The organism is Thiocystis violacea (genome assembly GCF_016583575.1).
GTDB lineage: Bacteria > Pseudomonadota > Gammaproteobacteria > Chromatiales > Chromatiaceae > Thiocystis > Thiocystis violacea.
Genome location: NZ_NRRG01000014.1, coordinates 26735 through 43170, shown reverse-complemented (window position 1 = coordinate 43170; position 16436 = coordinate 26735). Strand labels below are relative to the sequence as shown.

Sequence of the window (16436 nt, the reverse complement as noted above, 5' to 3'; positions counted from 1 at the left end):
TCTGGTTGGCGTCCGCGGGAGAGAACCAATGCAAGTGTCGGTGGAAGCGGGCGAAGGACTCGAGCGACGGATGAGGATCGACCTGCCTTTCGAGGAGGTCACCAGCGAGGTCGAGAAGCGTTTGCAGCAGCTCTCGCGGCGGGCCAAGCTGCCCGGCTTTCGCCCCGGCAAGGTTCCGATGAAGTTGCTCCGTCAGCGTTACTCCGAGCAGGTGCATCAGGAAGTCTTCGGCGACATGCTCCAATCGAGCCTCACCGAGGCGTTCACCCAGCAGTCGCTGCGCCCGGCCGGCATGCCCCGGATCGAGCCCGATCTGGATATCGAGGGCGGGCGCGTTGGCTTCACGGCCATCTTCGAGGTGATTCCGGAGTTCGAGCTGGCGTCGGTGGCCGACCGGGTCGTCAAGCGTCCCGTGAGCGAACTCGCCGACAGCGATCTGGACGAGATGCTGGAGCGGCTGCGTGAGCAGCGCAAAACCTGGGAGCCGGTCGAGCGCGCCGCCCAAACCGGCGATCAGGTGATGGTTTCCTTCGTCGGCACGGTCGACGGCGAGTCCTTCGAGGGTGGATCCACGTCCGGGCTCAAGGTCGAACTGGGCGCCGGTCGCATGATTCCTGGCTTCGAGGATGGTCTGATCGGCGTGGGCGTTGGCGAGTCGCGCACACTCGATCTCACCTTTCCGGACCCCTACCAGGCGGCGCATCTGGCCGGCAAGCCGGTCCGTTTCGAGATCACCCTGGATGCGGTGGCCGAGCCGAGCCTGCCCGAGATCGACGCGGAGTTCGTCAAGAATTTCGGGGTCGAGGACGGCGATGTCGAGCGCTTCAAGGCCGATGTGCGACGGAACATGGAGCGCGAATTGAAAGACCGCCTCAAAGCCCGCATCAAGGAGAGGGTGATGGACATGCTCGTCGAGGCCAATTCGATCGACCTGCCCGCCGCCTTCGTGCGCAGCGAGATGGAGTCGATGGCGGGTCAGATGCGCGAGGCCCTCGGCGGCTCCCGGATGCAGTTGCCCGTCGATCTGTTCGAGGTGGGCGCGCGTCGGCGCGTCGCGCTGGGTCTGATCATCGGCAGGATCGTCACGGAGAACAGTCTCGAGGTCGATCCGGCGCGGGTGCGCGAGGAGATCGAGCGGATGGCGTCGACCTACGAACATCCTCAGTCCGTGATCGATTATTACTATGCCGATGCCACGCGGCTCGGGGCGGTCGAGAATCTGGTGCTCGAGGAACAGGTCGTCGATCTCGTGCTGGAGCAGGCGCGGGTGGAGGACGAGCCCGTCCCCTTCGCTCAACTGACCGATCAGGCGTCGTCGAATCCATTCGCCGCGGCCTAGTCCGGCCATCCGTGTGCCCGGTTGTAACGGACTGGGCACGAGGTCAACAACAGAGGTGAAGATCCAATCCATGAGCACACCCCTAAGTCACACCGACTGGCAGCCGCAAGGGTTGGGACTGGTGCCCATCGTCGTCGAGCAGACCGCGCGCGGCGAACGCTCCTACGACATCTACTCGCGGCTGCTGAAGGAGCGCGTCATCTTCCTGGTGGGGCCGGTCGAGGACCACATGGCGAATCTGGTGGTGGCCCAGCTCCTGTTCCTGGAGTCCGAGAATCCGGATAAGGACATTCACCTCTACATCAACTCCCCCGGCGGTTCGGTCACGGCGGGGTTGGCGATCTACGACACCATGCGTTTCGTCCGCCCCGATGTCAGCACCATGTGCATCGGGCAGGCGGCCAGCATGGGCGCCTTGCTGCTGGCCGGCGGGGCCGCGGGCAAGCGCCATTGCCTGCCCCATTCGCGCATGATGATTCATCAGCCCCTGGGCGGCTTCCAGGGACAGGCGACCGACATCGAGATCCACGCGCGCGAGATTCTCTATATCCGGGAGCGCCTGAATCAGATCCTGGCCCAGCATACGGGTCAGCCGATCGAGAAGATCGCCGAGGATACCGACCGCGATCGCTTCATGGATGGCGAGACGGCTTGCGAGTACGGCCTGATCGATAAAGTCATCACCGAGCGTGGCCCCGTCCCCCCCAAGGCTTGATCCCTCCCTTCACCCTGCCGGGGTCGCGGCCTCCAGGATGCCGCGATCCACGCGGATCGCGCGCATCGAATGTGTGATGCCCCGCAAAGCCCTTGCTTAACCGCCTTGCCATACATGTCCAAATGGTTATGATTGAAATGGCCCCGCTTGGGAATGCAGGATTCGCATCCCTTACTGCCCCCCCGGAGACCTATCCCCGATGAGTGGAAACAATCACGGCAAGAGCGAAGAAGGTAAATTGCTCTATTGCTCATTCTGCGGTAAGAGCCAGCACGAAGTCCGCAAACTCATCGCCGGTCCTTCCGTGTTCATCTGCGACGAATGCGTCGAGCTCTGCAACGACATCATCCGCGAGGAGATGCAGGAGAGCGTCGGAGAATCGACCAACCATCTGCCCAAGCCGCGCGAGATCAATGCCCGGCTGGACGAGTTCGTGATCGGGCAGGAGAAGGCCAAGAAGGTTCTCTCGGTCGCGGTCTATAACCACTACAAGCGTCTCGAAGTGGCCGAGGCCAAGGAAGACATCGAGATCGCCAAGAGCAACATCCTGCTGATCGGGCCGACCGGCTCGGGCAAGACGCTGCTTGCCGAGACGCTGGCCCGGCTGCTGAACGTGCCCTTCACCATCGCGGACGCGACCACGCTCACCGAGGCGGGCTATGTCGGCGAGGATGTCGAGAACATCATCCAGAAGCTCCTGCAAAAGTGCGACTACGATGTCGAGAAGGCACAGACCGGGATCGTCTATATCGACGAGATCGACAAGATCTCGCGCAAGTCGGACAACCCCTCGATCACTCGCGATGTGTCGGGCGAAGGGGTCCAGCAGGCGCTGCTCAAACTGATCGAGGGCACCGTCGCCTCGGTTCCGCCCCAGGGCGGGCGCAAGCACCCTCAGCAGGAATTCCTGCAAGTCGATACCTCCAACATTCTCTTCATTGTCGGAGGCGCCTTCGCCGGCTTGGATAAGGTGGTCCAGAATCGCTCCCGCAAGACCGGGATCGGGTTCTCCGCCGAGGTTCACAGTCAGACCGATAGTCGGCAGGTGAGCGAGCTGCTCAGCGCGGTCGAACCAGAGGATCTGATCCGTTACGGCCTGATTCCTGAATTCGTCGGCCGCCTGCCCGTCATGGCGACCCTGGAGGAACTCGACGAGGCCGCCCTGATGCGCATTCTGACCGAGCCCAAGCATGCCCTGGTCAAGCAGTACGCGCGGCTGTTCGAGATGGAAGGCGTGCAACTGGAGATCCGCGATGACGCCCTGCGCCAGATCTCGACCAAGGCGATGGAGCGCAAGACGGGCGCGCGCGGTCTCCGGACGATCATGGAGCAGGTGCTGCTCGACACCATGTATGACCTGCCGTCCATGGACCATGTGGGCAAGGTCGTGATCGATGCGTCGGTCATCGTCGGAGAGAACAAGCCTTTCCTGATCTACGATGGGGTCGAGAAACAGGCGGTGGCGGCGGATTGATCGCTTCCCTGGATCGGGGCTCGGCCGCGACCTTCCCGAGCCTTCTCGCCTGGCGTCGAACCGCCCGCGGGGGGCGTTGAAGAAGATGGCTCTGGCCCCGATTCTGTAAGTATTCCCACCACAGCGACATCCCCGCGTCTTCCCTCGCCGTCGAGCCGTTCCAGGCCGCTCGCGACACCCGGAGGAGTGGGTGTCGACCCAACGAGAACCGGTTTCCATGGCGCACAACGATCCAGCTTCCGATTTCGAGTCACTCAGTCCGCAGGAGGTCCCCGTCCTTCCTCTGCGTGATGTTGTCGTCTATCCGCACATGGTGATTCCGCTGTTCGTCGGGCGGGATAAGTCCATCCGTGCCCTCGATGGGGCCATGGCCAGCGACAAGCAGATCCTGCTCATCGCTCAGAAAAGCGCCGACGTGGACGATCCGACCGTCCGGGATCTCCATGAGATCGGCACCCTGGCCAATATCCTTCAGCTCCTCAAGCTGCCCGATGGGACAGTGAAGGTCTTGGTGGAAGGCAATCAGCGCGCCAGCATCGAGCGCTTCGTGACGACCGAGGATTCCTTCTCGGCGATCATTCGGCCCATGGCGGAGACGCTTGAGATGGACGATCGCGAACAGGATGTCCTGATGCGCTCGGCCATGGCCCTCTTCGATCAGTACGTGAAGCTCAACAAGAAGGTGCCGCCGGAGGTGCTGACCTCGCTGGCCAGCATCGATGACGCCGGTCGGCTCGCCGACACCATGGCGGCCCACATGGCGCTCAAGCTCGACGAGAAGCAGCGCGTCTTGGAGATCGTCGACGTTCAGGCTCGGCTCGAACACCTGATGGGGTTGATGGAGTCCGAGAACGACATCCTGCAGATGGAGAAGCGCATCCGCGGCCGCGTCAAGCGTCAGATGGAGAAGAACCAGCGCGAGTACTATCTGAACGAACAGATGAAGGCGATCCAGAAGGAACTGGGCGAGCTTGAGGATGCGCCCAACGAGATCGAGGATCTCGCCAAGCGCATCGAGGCCGCGGGGATGTCCTCCGAGGCCAAGAACAAGGCGCTGGGGGAGTTGAATAAACTCAAGCTGATGTCGCCCATGTCGGCCGAGGCGACCGTGGTGCGTAACTATATCGACACCCTGGTGAGCGTGCCCTGGAAGAAACGCACCCGGATCCGCAACGACATCAAGGTCGCCGAGGCGGTCCTGGACAAGGATCACTACGGTCTGGAGCGCGTGAAGGAACGCATCCTTGAGTATCTCGCCGTGCAGCAGCGCGTGCGTAAGCTCAAGGGGCCGATTCTCTGTCTGGTCGGACCTCCGGGCGTGGGCAAGACCTCGCTCGGACAGTCGATCGCGCTCGCGACCAACCGTAAGTTCGTGCGCATGTCGCTGGGCGGCGTGCGCGACGAGGCGGAGATCCGGGGGCACCGTCGGACCTATATCGGCGCCCTGCCCGGTAAGATCATTCAGAATCTGTCCAAGGCCGGTTCGCGCAACGCCTTCTTCCTGCTCGACGAAATCGACAAGATGGCCATGGATTTCCGCGGCGATCCGGCCTCGGCCCTGCTCGAGGTGCTGGATCCGGAGCAGAACCACACCTTCGCCGACCACTACCTTGAGGTGGATTTCGATCTGTCCGAGGTCATGTTCGTCGGTACGGCCAATACGCTGAATATCCCGCCCGCGCTGCTCGATCGCATGGAGGTGATCCGTCTGTCCGGCTACACGGAGGACGAGAAGGTCGCGATCGCCGAGCGCTACCTGGTGCCCAAGCAGATCAAGAACAACGGCCTCAAATCGTCCGAGTTGGTGATTCGGGAAAGCGCCCTGCGCGATATCACGCGCCATTACACGCGCGAGGCGGGCGTGCGCAACCTGGAGCGCGAGATCTCCAAGATCTGCCGCAAGGTCGTCAAGGAGGTTCTGCTCAAGAAGCGGGATAGCGCGACGGTCGTCTCATCCAAGTCGCTTGAGAAGTACCTCGGCGTGCAGCGCTATCGCTATGGTCGCGCCGATGAGCACGATCAGATCGGGCAGGTGACGGGGCTGGCCTGGACCGAGGTCGGTGGCGAGTTGCTGCGAATCGAATCGGCGCTGGTGCCCGGCAAGGGCAAGTTCACCTATACCGGCCAACTGGGCGACGTGATGCAGGAGTCCATTCAGGCGGCGATGACGGTGGTACGCTCGCGCGCCGACGCGCTGGGCGTACCGGCCGACTTTCATAACCAGTTCGACATCCACATCCACGTTCCGGAGGGGGCTACGCCGAAGGATGGTCCGAGCGCGGGCGTGGCCATGTGCACGGCCCTGGTGTCCGCCCTGACGAAGATTCCGGTCCGCTCCACGGTCGCCATGACCGGAGAGATCACCCTGCGCGGCGAGGTGCTGCCGATCGGCGGTCTCAAGGAGAAACTGCTCGCGGCCCATCGGGGTGGCATCGAGACGGTCATCATTCCGCTTGAGAACGAGCGCGATCTGACCGAGATGCCGAAGAACATCAAGCAGCATCTCAAGATTCATCCGGTGCGCTGGATCGATGAAGTGCTGGATCTGGCCCTGACGAAACGTCCGGCGCCCATCGAGACCAAGATCGAGGGCGAGGAGCCGGTCAAGGACAAGGAGGATGGGCACGAGGCCGCGGCCGACGGAACCCGCGATCAGAGCGCGAGATTCCATCACTGATGATTGTCGGGGCGCGATCCGTCGCGCCCCCTTTGTTCCAGACCGGGGATTCCCTCGGTCAAGCGACGCTGGCAAGAGCCCCGGCGACTGGTTTTCCGATCGGTCGTCGGGATGTCCAGTGTCGAGATCGGGTCGCGCGACAGCGCTCCGCGACCGGCGGTCTCAATTCGCGGTTGCCTCCCGTGGTCTCTCCGAATAGGATGCTTGGGCGCGATTGAGGCGCCTCTCGGCGGGGGTTTGGCTCGCGTCTCCAGCGTGAGAAACGAAGGGTCGCGATCAGCATGAAGCCGCGGATTCGACGGTGACCAATCAGGCATTAACAGGGGATTTACAGGGGAACTAAATGAATAAATCGGATCTCATCGAAAAAATGGCGGACGCCGCCGACATCTCGAAAATTGCTGCGGCTCGCGCGCTGGATGCGTTCACGGATTCGATCGCGATTGCCTTGAAGGAAAAGGATACTGTATCCTTAATCGGCTTTGGGACCTTCTCCATTAAGGAGCGTGCCGCGCGCACTGGCCGGAATCCCCAGACTGGCGAGGCCATCGAGATCAAGGCATCGAAAACGCCGTCATTTAAGGCTGGCAAAGCACTGAAAGACGCCGTACAATAGTTGCTCGCTTGAAGGGGTGCTTAGCTCAGATGGGAGAGCATCGCCCTTACAAGGCGAGGGTCGCAGGTTCGATCCCTGCAGCACCCACCAGAATTTTGGAGCGGTAGTTCAGTTGGTTAGAATACCGGCCTGTCACGCCGGGGGTCGCGGGTTCGAGCCCCGTCCGCTCCGCCATCTAGCTTGAAATAACGGGGTATCCAATTGGATACCCCGTTCTTTTTTCTACATCCTGTTCAGACTATCGGCCAATCGCCATGCTTCAGACCATCCGCGACCGTGCTCAAGGCTGGATTGCTTGGGTTATCGTCATTCTGATCAGCATTCCTTTCGCCTTGTGGGGCATTCAGTCCTACATGGGGGTTGGCGGAGAGCCGATCGCCGCCACGGTCAATGGTTTCGAGATTCCCGCGCGGGATCTGGACCGGCAGGTCCAGGAGGCGCGATTCGAGCTTCGCGAGCGTCTGGGCGCCGCCTACGATCCGGCTGAATTCGACGACAAGCGTCTCCGTGCGGAGGTGCTCGACAACCTGATCCAGGAAGCCCTGCTGATGGATGTCGTCAGGCGTCTTGGTCTGCGCGCCTCCGATCAGGACGTGCAGATGCAGATCCTGAGTGATCCTTCCTTTCTATCCGACGGACGCTTCGATAAGGAGATCTACGAGCGCTTGCTGGGTTTTCAGGGGATGACGCCCGCGATGTACGAGGCGCAACTGCGTCAAAAGATGACGGCGACGCAACTGCTGCGTGCCGTCTCGGCCAGTGAATTCGCCACGCGTTCGGAACTGGCACTCCATCAACGGCTGATGGGTCAGAAGCGCGAACTGTCCTATGTCCGGTTCCCGATCGCGGATTATCGCTCGGACGCACCGATCGACGAGGCCGAGGTCACCGCCTACTACGAAGCTAACGCGGGGCGGTTCCAGACACCCGAACAGGTCAAGGTCGACTATTTGCTGCTCGATACCGACTCCTTGATGTCCAAGGTCGAGGTAAGCGAGAAGGATCTGCGCGACTTCTACGACGCGGACCGGTCCAGGTTCGTCCAGCCCGAGCGGCGCGGTGTTCGGCACTTGCTGATCAAGGTGGCCGCGGACGCCGACGAGGCCGGCGCGAACGCCGTTCTGGAAGAGATCAAGGGGATTCGCGAGCGGATTCTGGCGGGCGAGTCCTTCGAGGAACTGGCCCGGACCCTGTCGCAGGATCCCGGCAGTGCCGCCAATGGCGGCTCGCTGGGGGTCATCGAGTCCGGGATCATGGTTCCGGCGTTCGATCAGGTGGCGTTCTCGCTGCCGACGGGCGAGGTCAGCGAGGCTGTTCGGACACCCTTCGGATATCATCTTATCCAGGTCACCGAGGTGCTTCCGTCCGAGGCGAAACCCTTCGAGGCGGTACGCGACGAGTTAAGGAGCGAGCTTTCCAAGCAGCGGGCGGAGGGACTCTTCTACGACTTGGGCGAGCGGTTGGCCAACATCTCCTACGAATCGCGCGACAGTCTGGAACCGGCGGCCGAGGAGTTGGGGCTGACCATTCAGCAGAGCGATTGGATCGGCCGCGAGGCGAGCGGTGAGGGCATCCTTGCTCAGCCTAAGGTAATCGCCGCCGCTTTTAGCGAGGACGTCCTGGTCGCGCGGCATAACAGCGACCTGATCGAACCGGAACGCGATCGGCTGCAGGCCGTGGTGTTGCGCGTGGCGGAGCACCGCGAGACGTCCACCAAGCCTTTGTCGGAGGTTCGCGACGAGATCGTCGCGGAATTGAGGGACGAGAAGGCGAAAAAAGAGGTCATGGCGGCGGCCGAGTCCCTGGCGGAGAAACTGCGGGGTGGCCTGGACTGGGCCGAGGGTTCCGCGTCACTGAAACCGGAGGCGCCCGGACTGGTTGACCGCGAGGCCGCCGAGGTTCCGGGAGCCGTGTTGGATACGGCTTTCAAGCTGCCGATTCCGGCCGAGGGGATGGCGAGCGTCGGTACGACGATGATCGACACTGGCGACGCGGCGGTCGTGCGCGTGACGAAGATCCAGGATGGCGAGGTCAAGACGCCCGGCGAAGGCGTTGTCGCGCCCGAGGCGTTCATGCTCACTCAGGTCATGGGACGCCAAACCTATACGAACATGTTGAGGGACTTGGAAGTTCGAGCCGCGATCAAGCGCAAGGCGATCGACGCGGATGAAGCGCTCTGAGCGCTTCCTAAAGGAGCACTAAACCAACTCCCTGGCCACAAGACCAGTTCAGCCAGGGTTTCCCTCATCCTGGCGTTCCCCCCGCGCCGGCTTTGACCCAGGCGCTTCTGGCCAGGCACTTGTCCCGATTGGGCCAGATCGTCTGGGTGCCCCGCGCATCCCTGGCCGTCCAACAGTCCGCCGATGCTTCCGCCCTCACGGCTCCGCGACTTCGATCTGAAGATGTCGTGGGGCCTTGGTTCCAATGCCTGAACAGCCTCCCGCCTGGCTCGTACCGGGCTACAAGAAATAGAGTAAGATTGCCCGTCGCCTTTCCCGGCTGGTCATTGGTGTCAAGGTTCAGGCCGTCCCGAGACGGCGGATTCCCAGGGTCCGGCCGAGTTTCGACAGCCATCACCTTCCGGGTCATGTCGCCGCCTCGGCCCACGGTCTCCGATCGTTGGGCTTCGCCGTGGCCGCGTCCCCAACTATTCCAGAAGAATATGACAAGGCAGAGCATGAGCTACCATTCCATCGTAATGGTCAAACAGGTTCCCGACACGGCCAACATCTCCGGTCAGGTGATGAAGCCGGACGGCACCGTCAATCGCAGCAAACTCCCCACCATCTTCAACCCCGAGGACAAGGTCGCCCTCGAACTGGCGCTCCAGTTCCGGGACCGTTTCGGCGGCACCGTGCGGGTGCTGACCATGGGGCCATTGAAGGCGTCGGATCTGCTGCGCGACTGTCTCTACATGGGCGCCGACGAGGCGATCCTGGTCAGCGACCGCAAGTTCGCCGGCGCCGACACTCTCGCGACCTCCTATGTGCTGTCGGAGGCGCTGCGCAAGCTGGCTCCCTACGACATCATCTTCGCCGGCCGCCAGGCAATCGACGGCGACACCGCCCAGGTCGGCCCGCAGACCGCCGAGAAACTGGGTCTGCCGCAGATCACCTATGCCGAGGCGATCATCGAGGCTCGGGGGCGTCAGATCACCGTCAAGCGCAAGGTCGACCAGGGTTTCGAGGTACTGGAAGGCACGCTGCCCCTATTGATCACGGTGATCAAGGACGCCGCCACGCCCCGGCCCTTCCGCGCCAAGCGGGTCATGGCCTACAAGAATGCCCACACTCTGCTGGAACTGGAGAAGATGGCCGAGGCCAATTCACTGCTCTACGTGGATCAGCTCAAGGATGAGTATGTCTCCAAGGGGCTCTTCATCCCCACCCTGACCGCCGACGACCTGGACATCGACGTCGAGCGTTGCGGTCTCAGCGGCTCGCCGACCAAGGTTCACAAGATCGAGTCGGTGATCCTGGGTGGCGGCGCGCATGAAACCATCCCGGCGACGAAGGATGGCATGTACGCGCTGATCGATCGATTGATGGAAGACCATATCTTCGGATAAGCCCCTATGAGCGACAAACAACAAGAAGTCTGGGTGTTCATCGAGCAGCGTGAGGGCAAGCCCGCCGATGTGAGTTTCGAGCTGCTCTCCAAGGGCCGCAAGTTGGCGGAGAGCCTGAGCGGTACCTTGAAGGCGGTGCTGATTGGCCACGACATGCAGGAACTGGCCGCGGAGACCTTCCGCTACGGCGCCACGGAGGTTCTGCTCGCGGATCATCCGGAACTCAAGCATTACAATACGCTGCCCTACAGCCGCATCCTCAGCGGACTGGTCGACCAGCATCAGCCGCGCATCGTCCTGTTCGGCGGCAGCTTCATCGGCCGGGATCTGGCCCCACGGGTCGCCTCCCACACCCGCAGCGGCCTGACTGCCGACTGCACGGATCTGCAGATCTCCGACGTGACCTATCTGCGCAAGGACTACTCGCAGCTCCTGCTCCAGATCCGTCCGGCCTTCGGTGGCAACATCATCGCCACCATCATCTGCCCGGACTCGCCGGTGCAGATGGCCACGGTGCGCGAGGGGGTCATGGAGAAGGCGCCCCTGGCGCAACCGGTCGAGGGACGCATCATCCAGGTGCCCTATTCGCCCGACGAGGTCGACCACCTGGTGCGCATCATCGACCGGCACCATGAGGAGAGTAAGGTCAATCTCAAGGCCGCCCCGATCATCGTCTCCGGCGGCTACGGCATGGGCAATTTCCAGAACTTCCAGATCCTCTACGAGCTGGCCCGCGTCATCGGGGGCGAGGTCGCCGGCACGCGCGCGGCGGTGGACGCCGGTTTCATCGATCATCCCCGGCAGGTCGGTCAGACCGGGGTCACCGTGCGGCCCAAGCTCTATATCGCCTGCGGTATCTCGGGCGCGATCCAGCACCGCGCCGGCATGAGCGACTCCAACAAGATCATCGCCATCAACGATGATCCCGACGCGCCGATCTTCGGTGTCTGCCACTACGGAATCGTGGGCGACGTGATGCAAGTCATCCCGATGCTCATCGACGCCTACAAGCACAAATTAAAGTAGTCGAGCCATGGCCAACTATTTCACCGACAACACCGATCTGCTCTTCCATTTCAACCGCCTGAAGCTCGAGGAAGTGGTCGAGATCGCCGAGCACGGCTATACCGAGGCCAAGGAATATGACTTCGCCCCGGTCGACTATCAGGACGCCCTGGACAACTACCGCAAGGTGCTGGAGATCGTCGGCGACATCACGGCGAACAGCGTCGCCCCGCAGGCCGCCGCCGTGGACGAGGAGGGGAGCCATTTCGTCGACGGCAAGGTTCAGTATGCCAAGGGCATCCAGGAGGCCCTGGGGCTCCTGACCCAGGCCGAACTGATGGGCTTCACCCTGCCGCGACGTTACGGCGGTCTCAATATCCCGACCACCCTCTACACCATGGCGATCGAGATGGTCTCGCGCGCCGAGGCGTCCCTGATGAACCTCTTCGGTTTGCAGGACATCGCCGAGACCATCAACAAATACGGCACCGAGGAGCAGCGCCAGGAATTCCTGCCGCAGTTCGCCAGCGGCGCGGCCACGGGGGCGATGGCCCTGACCGAGCCGGACGCCGGCTCCGACCTCCAGGCCGTCAACATGCTGGCCTATCAGGACGCGGACGGCCAGTGGCGGCTCAAGGGCGTCAAGCGTTTCATCACCAACGGTAACGCCGAGATCGTCCTGGTCCTGGCGCGCTCCGAGCCGGGCACCAAGGATGGCCGGGGCCTGAGCCTCTTCGCCTGCTACGGCAAGGACAACATCGTCATCCGTCGCATCGAGAACAAGCTCGGCATCCACGGCTCGCCGACCTGCGAAATGCAGTTCAACGACACCCCGGCGCAGCTCATCGGCAAGCGCAAGTTCGGCCTCATCAAATACGTCATGGACATGATGAACGGCGCGCGCCTGGGCGTCGCCGGCCAGGCCCTGGGCATCTCCCAGGCCGCCTACGAGGAGGCCCTGCGCTACGCCAAGGCGCGCGAGCAGTTCGGCAAGAGCATCTACAAGATCCCGGTCATCACCAATATGCTGATGGACATGCGGGTGACACTGGAGAGCGATCGCTCACTGCTCTACGCGGCCTGCCACTGGGTCGACTTGCGCAACAAACTGGAAGAGAAGGCCGACCTGCTCAAGGCCGAGGGCAAGGATTCCACCGCGGAGAACGCCAAGCTCAAGGAGGCGACCCGAGTCGCGGCACTGCTTACCCCCATGGCCAAATATGTGCTGAGTGAGAATTCCAACAGGATCACCTATGACGCCCTGCAGATTCATGGCGGCACGGGATACATGAAGGAGTTCAATGCCGAGCGCCTGACCCGCGACGCGCGGATCACCAACATCTACGAAGGTACCTCGCAACTGCAAATCGTCGCGGCGACCGGTGGGGTCATCAACGACATTTTCGCCGACGACTTCACCGCACGCGAACAAAAGGAGACGTCCGGCAGTCTCGCGCGGCTCGCGGATGAGTTGAAGGAAATGCGGGTACTGTTCCTTGATGCACTGAAATATGTCACGGACAAGACCGACAAGCACTTCCAGAGCATCGCCGCCAAGGAACTGGTCGAGATCTATTCCTATCTCTACACCGGCTGGCTGTTGATGGACGAGGCCGAGGAAGACAGCCGCAAGGTCTTCATCGCCCGCCGCTACATCATCGGCGCCGCGGCCAAGACGCGCCGGAATTGGGACACGATCAAGAAGGATCTGTTCGCCGACCTGCTGCACGCCGAGGATATCCTGATCTGATCCCTAATGACCGGGAGGCGTGGCGTGCCTCCCGGACAATCGACAGCATTAAGCCGGGTACATATCACGTAGCTTACTCCTCGAAAAAGATGTTGCAGAGGTGAGGGTACGCGATGCGTACCCTATTTTGCTGAGTCGGAGCGGTCAGGGTCGGCTTCGACGGGGCCATCGAGCGCCAGCCGGAAGCCGATGAAGCTGTAGCGCGCTTCGGGGAAGTTGCGGTTGCGGTAGGCGGCGCGCACGAGGGCGGGGCCGCTGTTCCAGGCGCCGCCGCGCATGACCCGGGGCGCGTCGATGTGGCCGGGGGCGCAGAGTTGCTCGGCGCCAGCGTAGTCGGCGTCGTATTCCGAGCAGGTCCATTCCCACAGATTGCCGAGCATGTCGAACAGACCCCAGGGGTTGGGCTGGAAGCGGCCGATCGGGGCGACCCACTCGTGGCCGTCACCGCAGGGAAAGCCGACGTCCCATCCCTGTTCCTTGTCGGCTGAATTCGAATACCGGCAGGCGAGCGCGTCCGAGGCGTCGCCCCAGAAACGGGCGGTTTCGGAGCTGGCGCGGGCGGCGTATTCCCACTCAGCCTCGGTCGGTAGACGAAAGGCGTGCCCGGTCTCCCGGCTCAGCCACTCGATGAAGGCGCGGGTGTCGTTCCAGCTCACGCAGCCGACCGGATCCTGGTCGCGCGTGGCCTGATACTTGTTCGGCTTGCGCCAACTCGCCCAGTTCTTCATTCCCCAGGGGTTGACCGTGTCGCTCCGGTCCAGGGCCTCGCAGCCCTTCATGTCACCGGTGCCGGTCTCCGAGTCGGTCCGGTAGCCGCTGGCCTTGACGAAACGCTCGAACTCCCGGACCGAGACCTCGAAGCGCGCGAGCCGGAAGTCCTCGACGCAGACCTGGTGCGGGCGCTCGTCCGGCTCGCGCCCGGCTTCCGTCTCCGGGCTTCCCATCCGGAAACAGCCGCCCGCGATCCCCACCATCGACGGAAAGACCTCGCGACGCGCCTTCAGATCCTCGTTCAGGCCGGCGAGCCCTGGGTTCTCGGGGTCGATCGTTCGCAGCGCGTTCAGCGCCGCCTCGGCCTCGTCGAGCCGATACCCGTCGAGCCGGGCGCGGACCGCTTCCGCGACCTGGCCGGCGAGGCGCGCGATCCGCGCCAGCGTCTCCCGATTGGCGGGATCGAGCGACAGGATCCGCGCGTAGCAGGCGTGCGCGTCCTGGCTCGCGTCCACATCCAGATCGGCGGGCGCGAACCGGGCGTCGCAGTCGCGAAGTCCCTCGGCGATGCGACGTTCCTGATCCTGATGGCCGAGAATCCGCGCGCGCAGCTCCGACAGACCCTTATGATCCGGGTCGAGCCGCCGTCCCTCCTCGATGAGCGCGAGGCTGGCCACCAGGTCGCCCTGGTCGAACAGTGGTCGAGCCCGTTTCAGGATCTCGTCCGCCTGGCGCTGGCGTTCGCGCGCCTGGGCGGCCATGACCTTGTCGCGCAGGGAGGTCAAACCCGGATGGCCCGGCGCCAATCCGAGACCCTCGGCGATCAGCCCAAGCGATTGCGGATATTCGCCCCGGTCATGGCGGAGGATGGCCTCCTCATGTAGACGAGCGACCCGGTCCTCGCGCTGGCGCTTGGTGATCTCCTGGATCCGAGGCTCGAACGCCAGTAGTCGCGGTTCGTTCGGGTAGGCGAGGCGCGCGCGTTCGATCGCCTCCTGGCTCGCGCTCGCTTGTCCGGCGTTGATGAGATCCTCGATCCGGCGCAGGACGCCGGCGAGGTCTTCCGCTTGCTTCAGCTCTCCGCTGATCCGCTCCTGGAGCGCCAGCAGCTCGGGATGATCCGGCACCAGCCCCAGTCCCTGTCGCGTCAGCCGCATCGCCTCGTCGAGATCGCCGGCCTGTCGCGCGTCGCGGGCGAGTTCCAGCGAGCGCTCGGCCGCGAGCCGCTGGCGCTGATGGATCCGCTCCCCGATCTCGGCCTTGAGCGCCACGAGATCCGCTTGCCTGGGGACCAGGCCCAGACCCTCATCGACCTGCTCCAGGGCCTCGTCGAGCCGGTTCTCGGACAGCGCCCGACGCGCCTGGTCGAGCCTCCGTTCGGCCTCGATCCGCGGCTCGATCAGGCTCTGGAGCGTCTTGAGCCGTTCGTCGTCCGGCGAGATGGCGAGCCCGAGCCGGAGGATCCCGAGACCTTGATCGAACTGGGCGCGCTGAACGTGCTCGATCGCCAGGGCCTCGTACTGGACGACCGTCCTCGGCCGATTCGGCTGGGGCGGTGGGAGTTGGTCGAGGATCTCGATCGGATCTGGCTCGGTTCCTGGCCGTTGACTGGCGATGTAGGCGGCCAGGGCGAGGATCAGGACGAAGCCGATCAGCGCGAGGTAACGTCGCTTGTCGGATCGCCTGGGTTGGGATTGGGAGGCGGTCGGGTTCTTGTCGCCGCGCGTGACCAGCCGGGTCGCGTCGTCGCCGACGCCGGTCGCCAGCGTCGCGGCCTCCATCGTCTCCAGCGCTCGGATGAGCTGGCCCGCGCTCGCGAAGCGATCCTCCGGCTTCTTGGCGATCAGGCGGTCGAGGATCGGCTGATAGAGCGTCAGGTGCTCCGGCAGACGCGGAATGGGGTCGTTGCAGTGCTTCATCGCGAGACTGACCACGTCGTCCGCCTCGTAGGGCAGTCGATTGGTCAGCATCTCGTGAAAGACCACGCCCAGGCTGTAGAGATCGGAGCGCGGGTCCAGCGCCTGGCCGGTGCTCTGTTCCGGGCTCATGTAGCGCGGGCTGCCGATCACCATGCCGTAGCTGGTGAGCTGCATCGAATCGGCGTCGCGGGTCGCGGCCCTGGCGATGCCGAAATCGGTGAGCACGGGCGTGCCGTCGGCGCGGAAGAGGATGTTCTGCGGCTTGACGTCGCGGTGGATGACGCCCCGCGCATGGGCGACCGCGAGCGCCTCGGCGATCTTCCTGGCGATGGAGAGGGCGCGCGGGACCGGGAGTCCTCGCTTGATCTCGTCCGCCAGGGTGCCGCCCGGCAGGTACTCCATCGAGAAATAATGGTAGCCGTCGGTCGAGTCGAAATCGTAGATGGTGACGATCTGGGGGTGCTGGAGTTGGGCGATGATCTGCCCTTCCTTGACGAAGCGGGAGGTGAAGTCGTCGCCGGCCATGGCGATGGGTTTCATCACCTTGAGCGCGACGTCGCGGGTCAGCCGGTCCTGGCGGGCCAGGTACACGGTGGCCATCCCGCCACGGCCGAGTTCGCGAATGATGGTGTACCCAGGGATCTTCACTGATGCGCGGCTTC

Annotated in this window: 10 protein-coding genes and 2 tRNA genes; 11 read left to right on the top strand and 1 reads right to left on the bottom strand. The window is 63.4% G+C overall.

Annotated features, from left to right (window positions below; all coding sequences use genetic code 11):
* Nucleotides 1–28 precede the first annotated feature (28 nt).
* The 11 genes from tig to CKO27_RS09175 all read left to right on the top strand — a co-directional run bounded on the left by tig (nucleotide 29) and on the right by CKO27_RS09175 (nucleotide 13144).
* Nucleotides 29–1339: a trigger factor gene (gene tig / locus CKO27_RS09225; protein ID WP_200374592.1), complete on the top strand. Its 1311-nt coding sequence runs from the start codon at nucleotides 29–31 to the stop codon at nucleotides 1337–1339.
* 70 nt (nucleotides 1340–1409) lie between these two features.
* Nucleotides 1410–2054, top strand: a complete 645-nt coding sequence (gene clpP / locus CKO27_RS09220; RefSeq protein ID WP_200374591.1) for an ATP-dependent Clp endopeptidase proteolytic subunit ClpP — start codon at nucleotides 1410–1412, stop codon at nucleotides 2052–2054.
* Nucleotides 2055–2253: 199 nt separating this feature from the next.
* Nucleotides 2254–3528, top strand: a complete 1275-nt coding sequence (clpX, locus tag CKO27_RS09215) for an ATP-dependent Clp protease ATP-binding subunit ClpX (RefSeq protein ID WP_200374590.1) — start codon at nucleotides 2254–2256, stop codon at nucleotides 3526–3528.
* Between the two features lie 217 nt (nucleotides 3529–3745).
* Nucleotides 3746–6205: an endopeptidase La gene (gene lon, locus CKO27_RS09210; RefSeq protein WP_200374589.1), complete on the top strand. Its 2460-nt coding sequence runs from the start codon at nucleotides 3746–3748 to the stop codon at nucleotides 6203–6205.
* A 343-nt stretch (nucleotides 6206–6548) separates the two neighbouring features.
* The gene (locus CKO27_RS09205; RefSeq protein WP_200374588.1) at nucleotides 6549–6821 is read left to right on the top strand and encodes an HU family DNA-binding protein; all 273 of its coding nucleotides are present in this window, start codon (nucleotides 6549–6551) and stop codon (nucleotides 6819–6821) included.
* A gap of 14 nt (nucleotides 6822–6835) precedes the next feature.
* Nucleotides 6836–6911, top strand: a tRNA-Val gene (locus CKO27_RS09200).
* Nucleotides 6912–6918: 7 nt separating this feature from the next.
* Nucleotides 6919–6995 (top strand) — tRNA-Asp (locus CKO27_RS09195).
* A gap of 80 nt (nucleotides 6996–7075) precedes the next feature.
* Nucleotides 7076–9001 carry a SurA N-terminal domain-containing protein gene (locus tag CKO27_RS09190; RefSeq protein ID WP_200374587.1) on the top strand — a complete coding sequence of 642 codons (1926 nt, stop codon included), beginning with the start codon at nucleotides 7076–7078 and terminating at the stop codon, nucleotides 8999–9001.
* Between the two features lie 497 nt (nucleotides 9002–9498).
* Entirely contained in the window at nucleotides 9499–10389 is an 891-nt protein-coding gene (locus tag CKO27_RS09185; RefSeq protein WP_200374586.1) for an electron transfer flavoprotein subunit beta/FixA family protein, read from the top strand.
* Nucleotides 10390–10395: 6 nt separating this feature from the next.
* Complete coding sequence (locus CKO27_RS09180) at nucleotides 10396–11415, top strand: electron transfer flavoprotein subunit alpha/FixB family protein (protein ID WP_200374585.1); 1020 nt, start codon at nucleotides 10396–10398, stop codon at nucleotides 11413–11415.
* Nucleotides 11416–11422: 7 nt separating this feature from the next.
* On the top strand, nucleotides 11423–13144 hold the full coding sequence (locus CKO27_RS09175; RefSeq protein WP_200374584.1) for an acyl-CoA dehydrogenase family protein: 1722 nt from the start codon (nucleotides 11423–11425) through the stop codon (nucleotides 13142–13144).
* A 122-nt stretch (nucleotides 13145–13266) separates the two neighbouring features.
* Here CKO27_RS09175 and CKO27_RS25170 read toward each other — a convergent pair whose 3' ends face one another.
* A complete protein-coding gene (locus tag CKO27_RS25170; protein ID WP_200374583.1) occupies nucleotides 13267–16422 on the bottom strand; it encodes an SUMF1/EgtB/PvdO family nonheme iron enzyme in 3156 nt (1051 codons plus the stop codon).
* Between the last annotated feature and the right edge of the window lie 14 nt (nucleotides 16423–16436).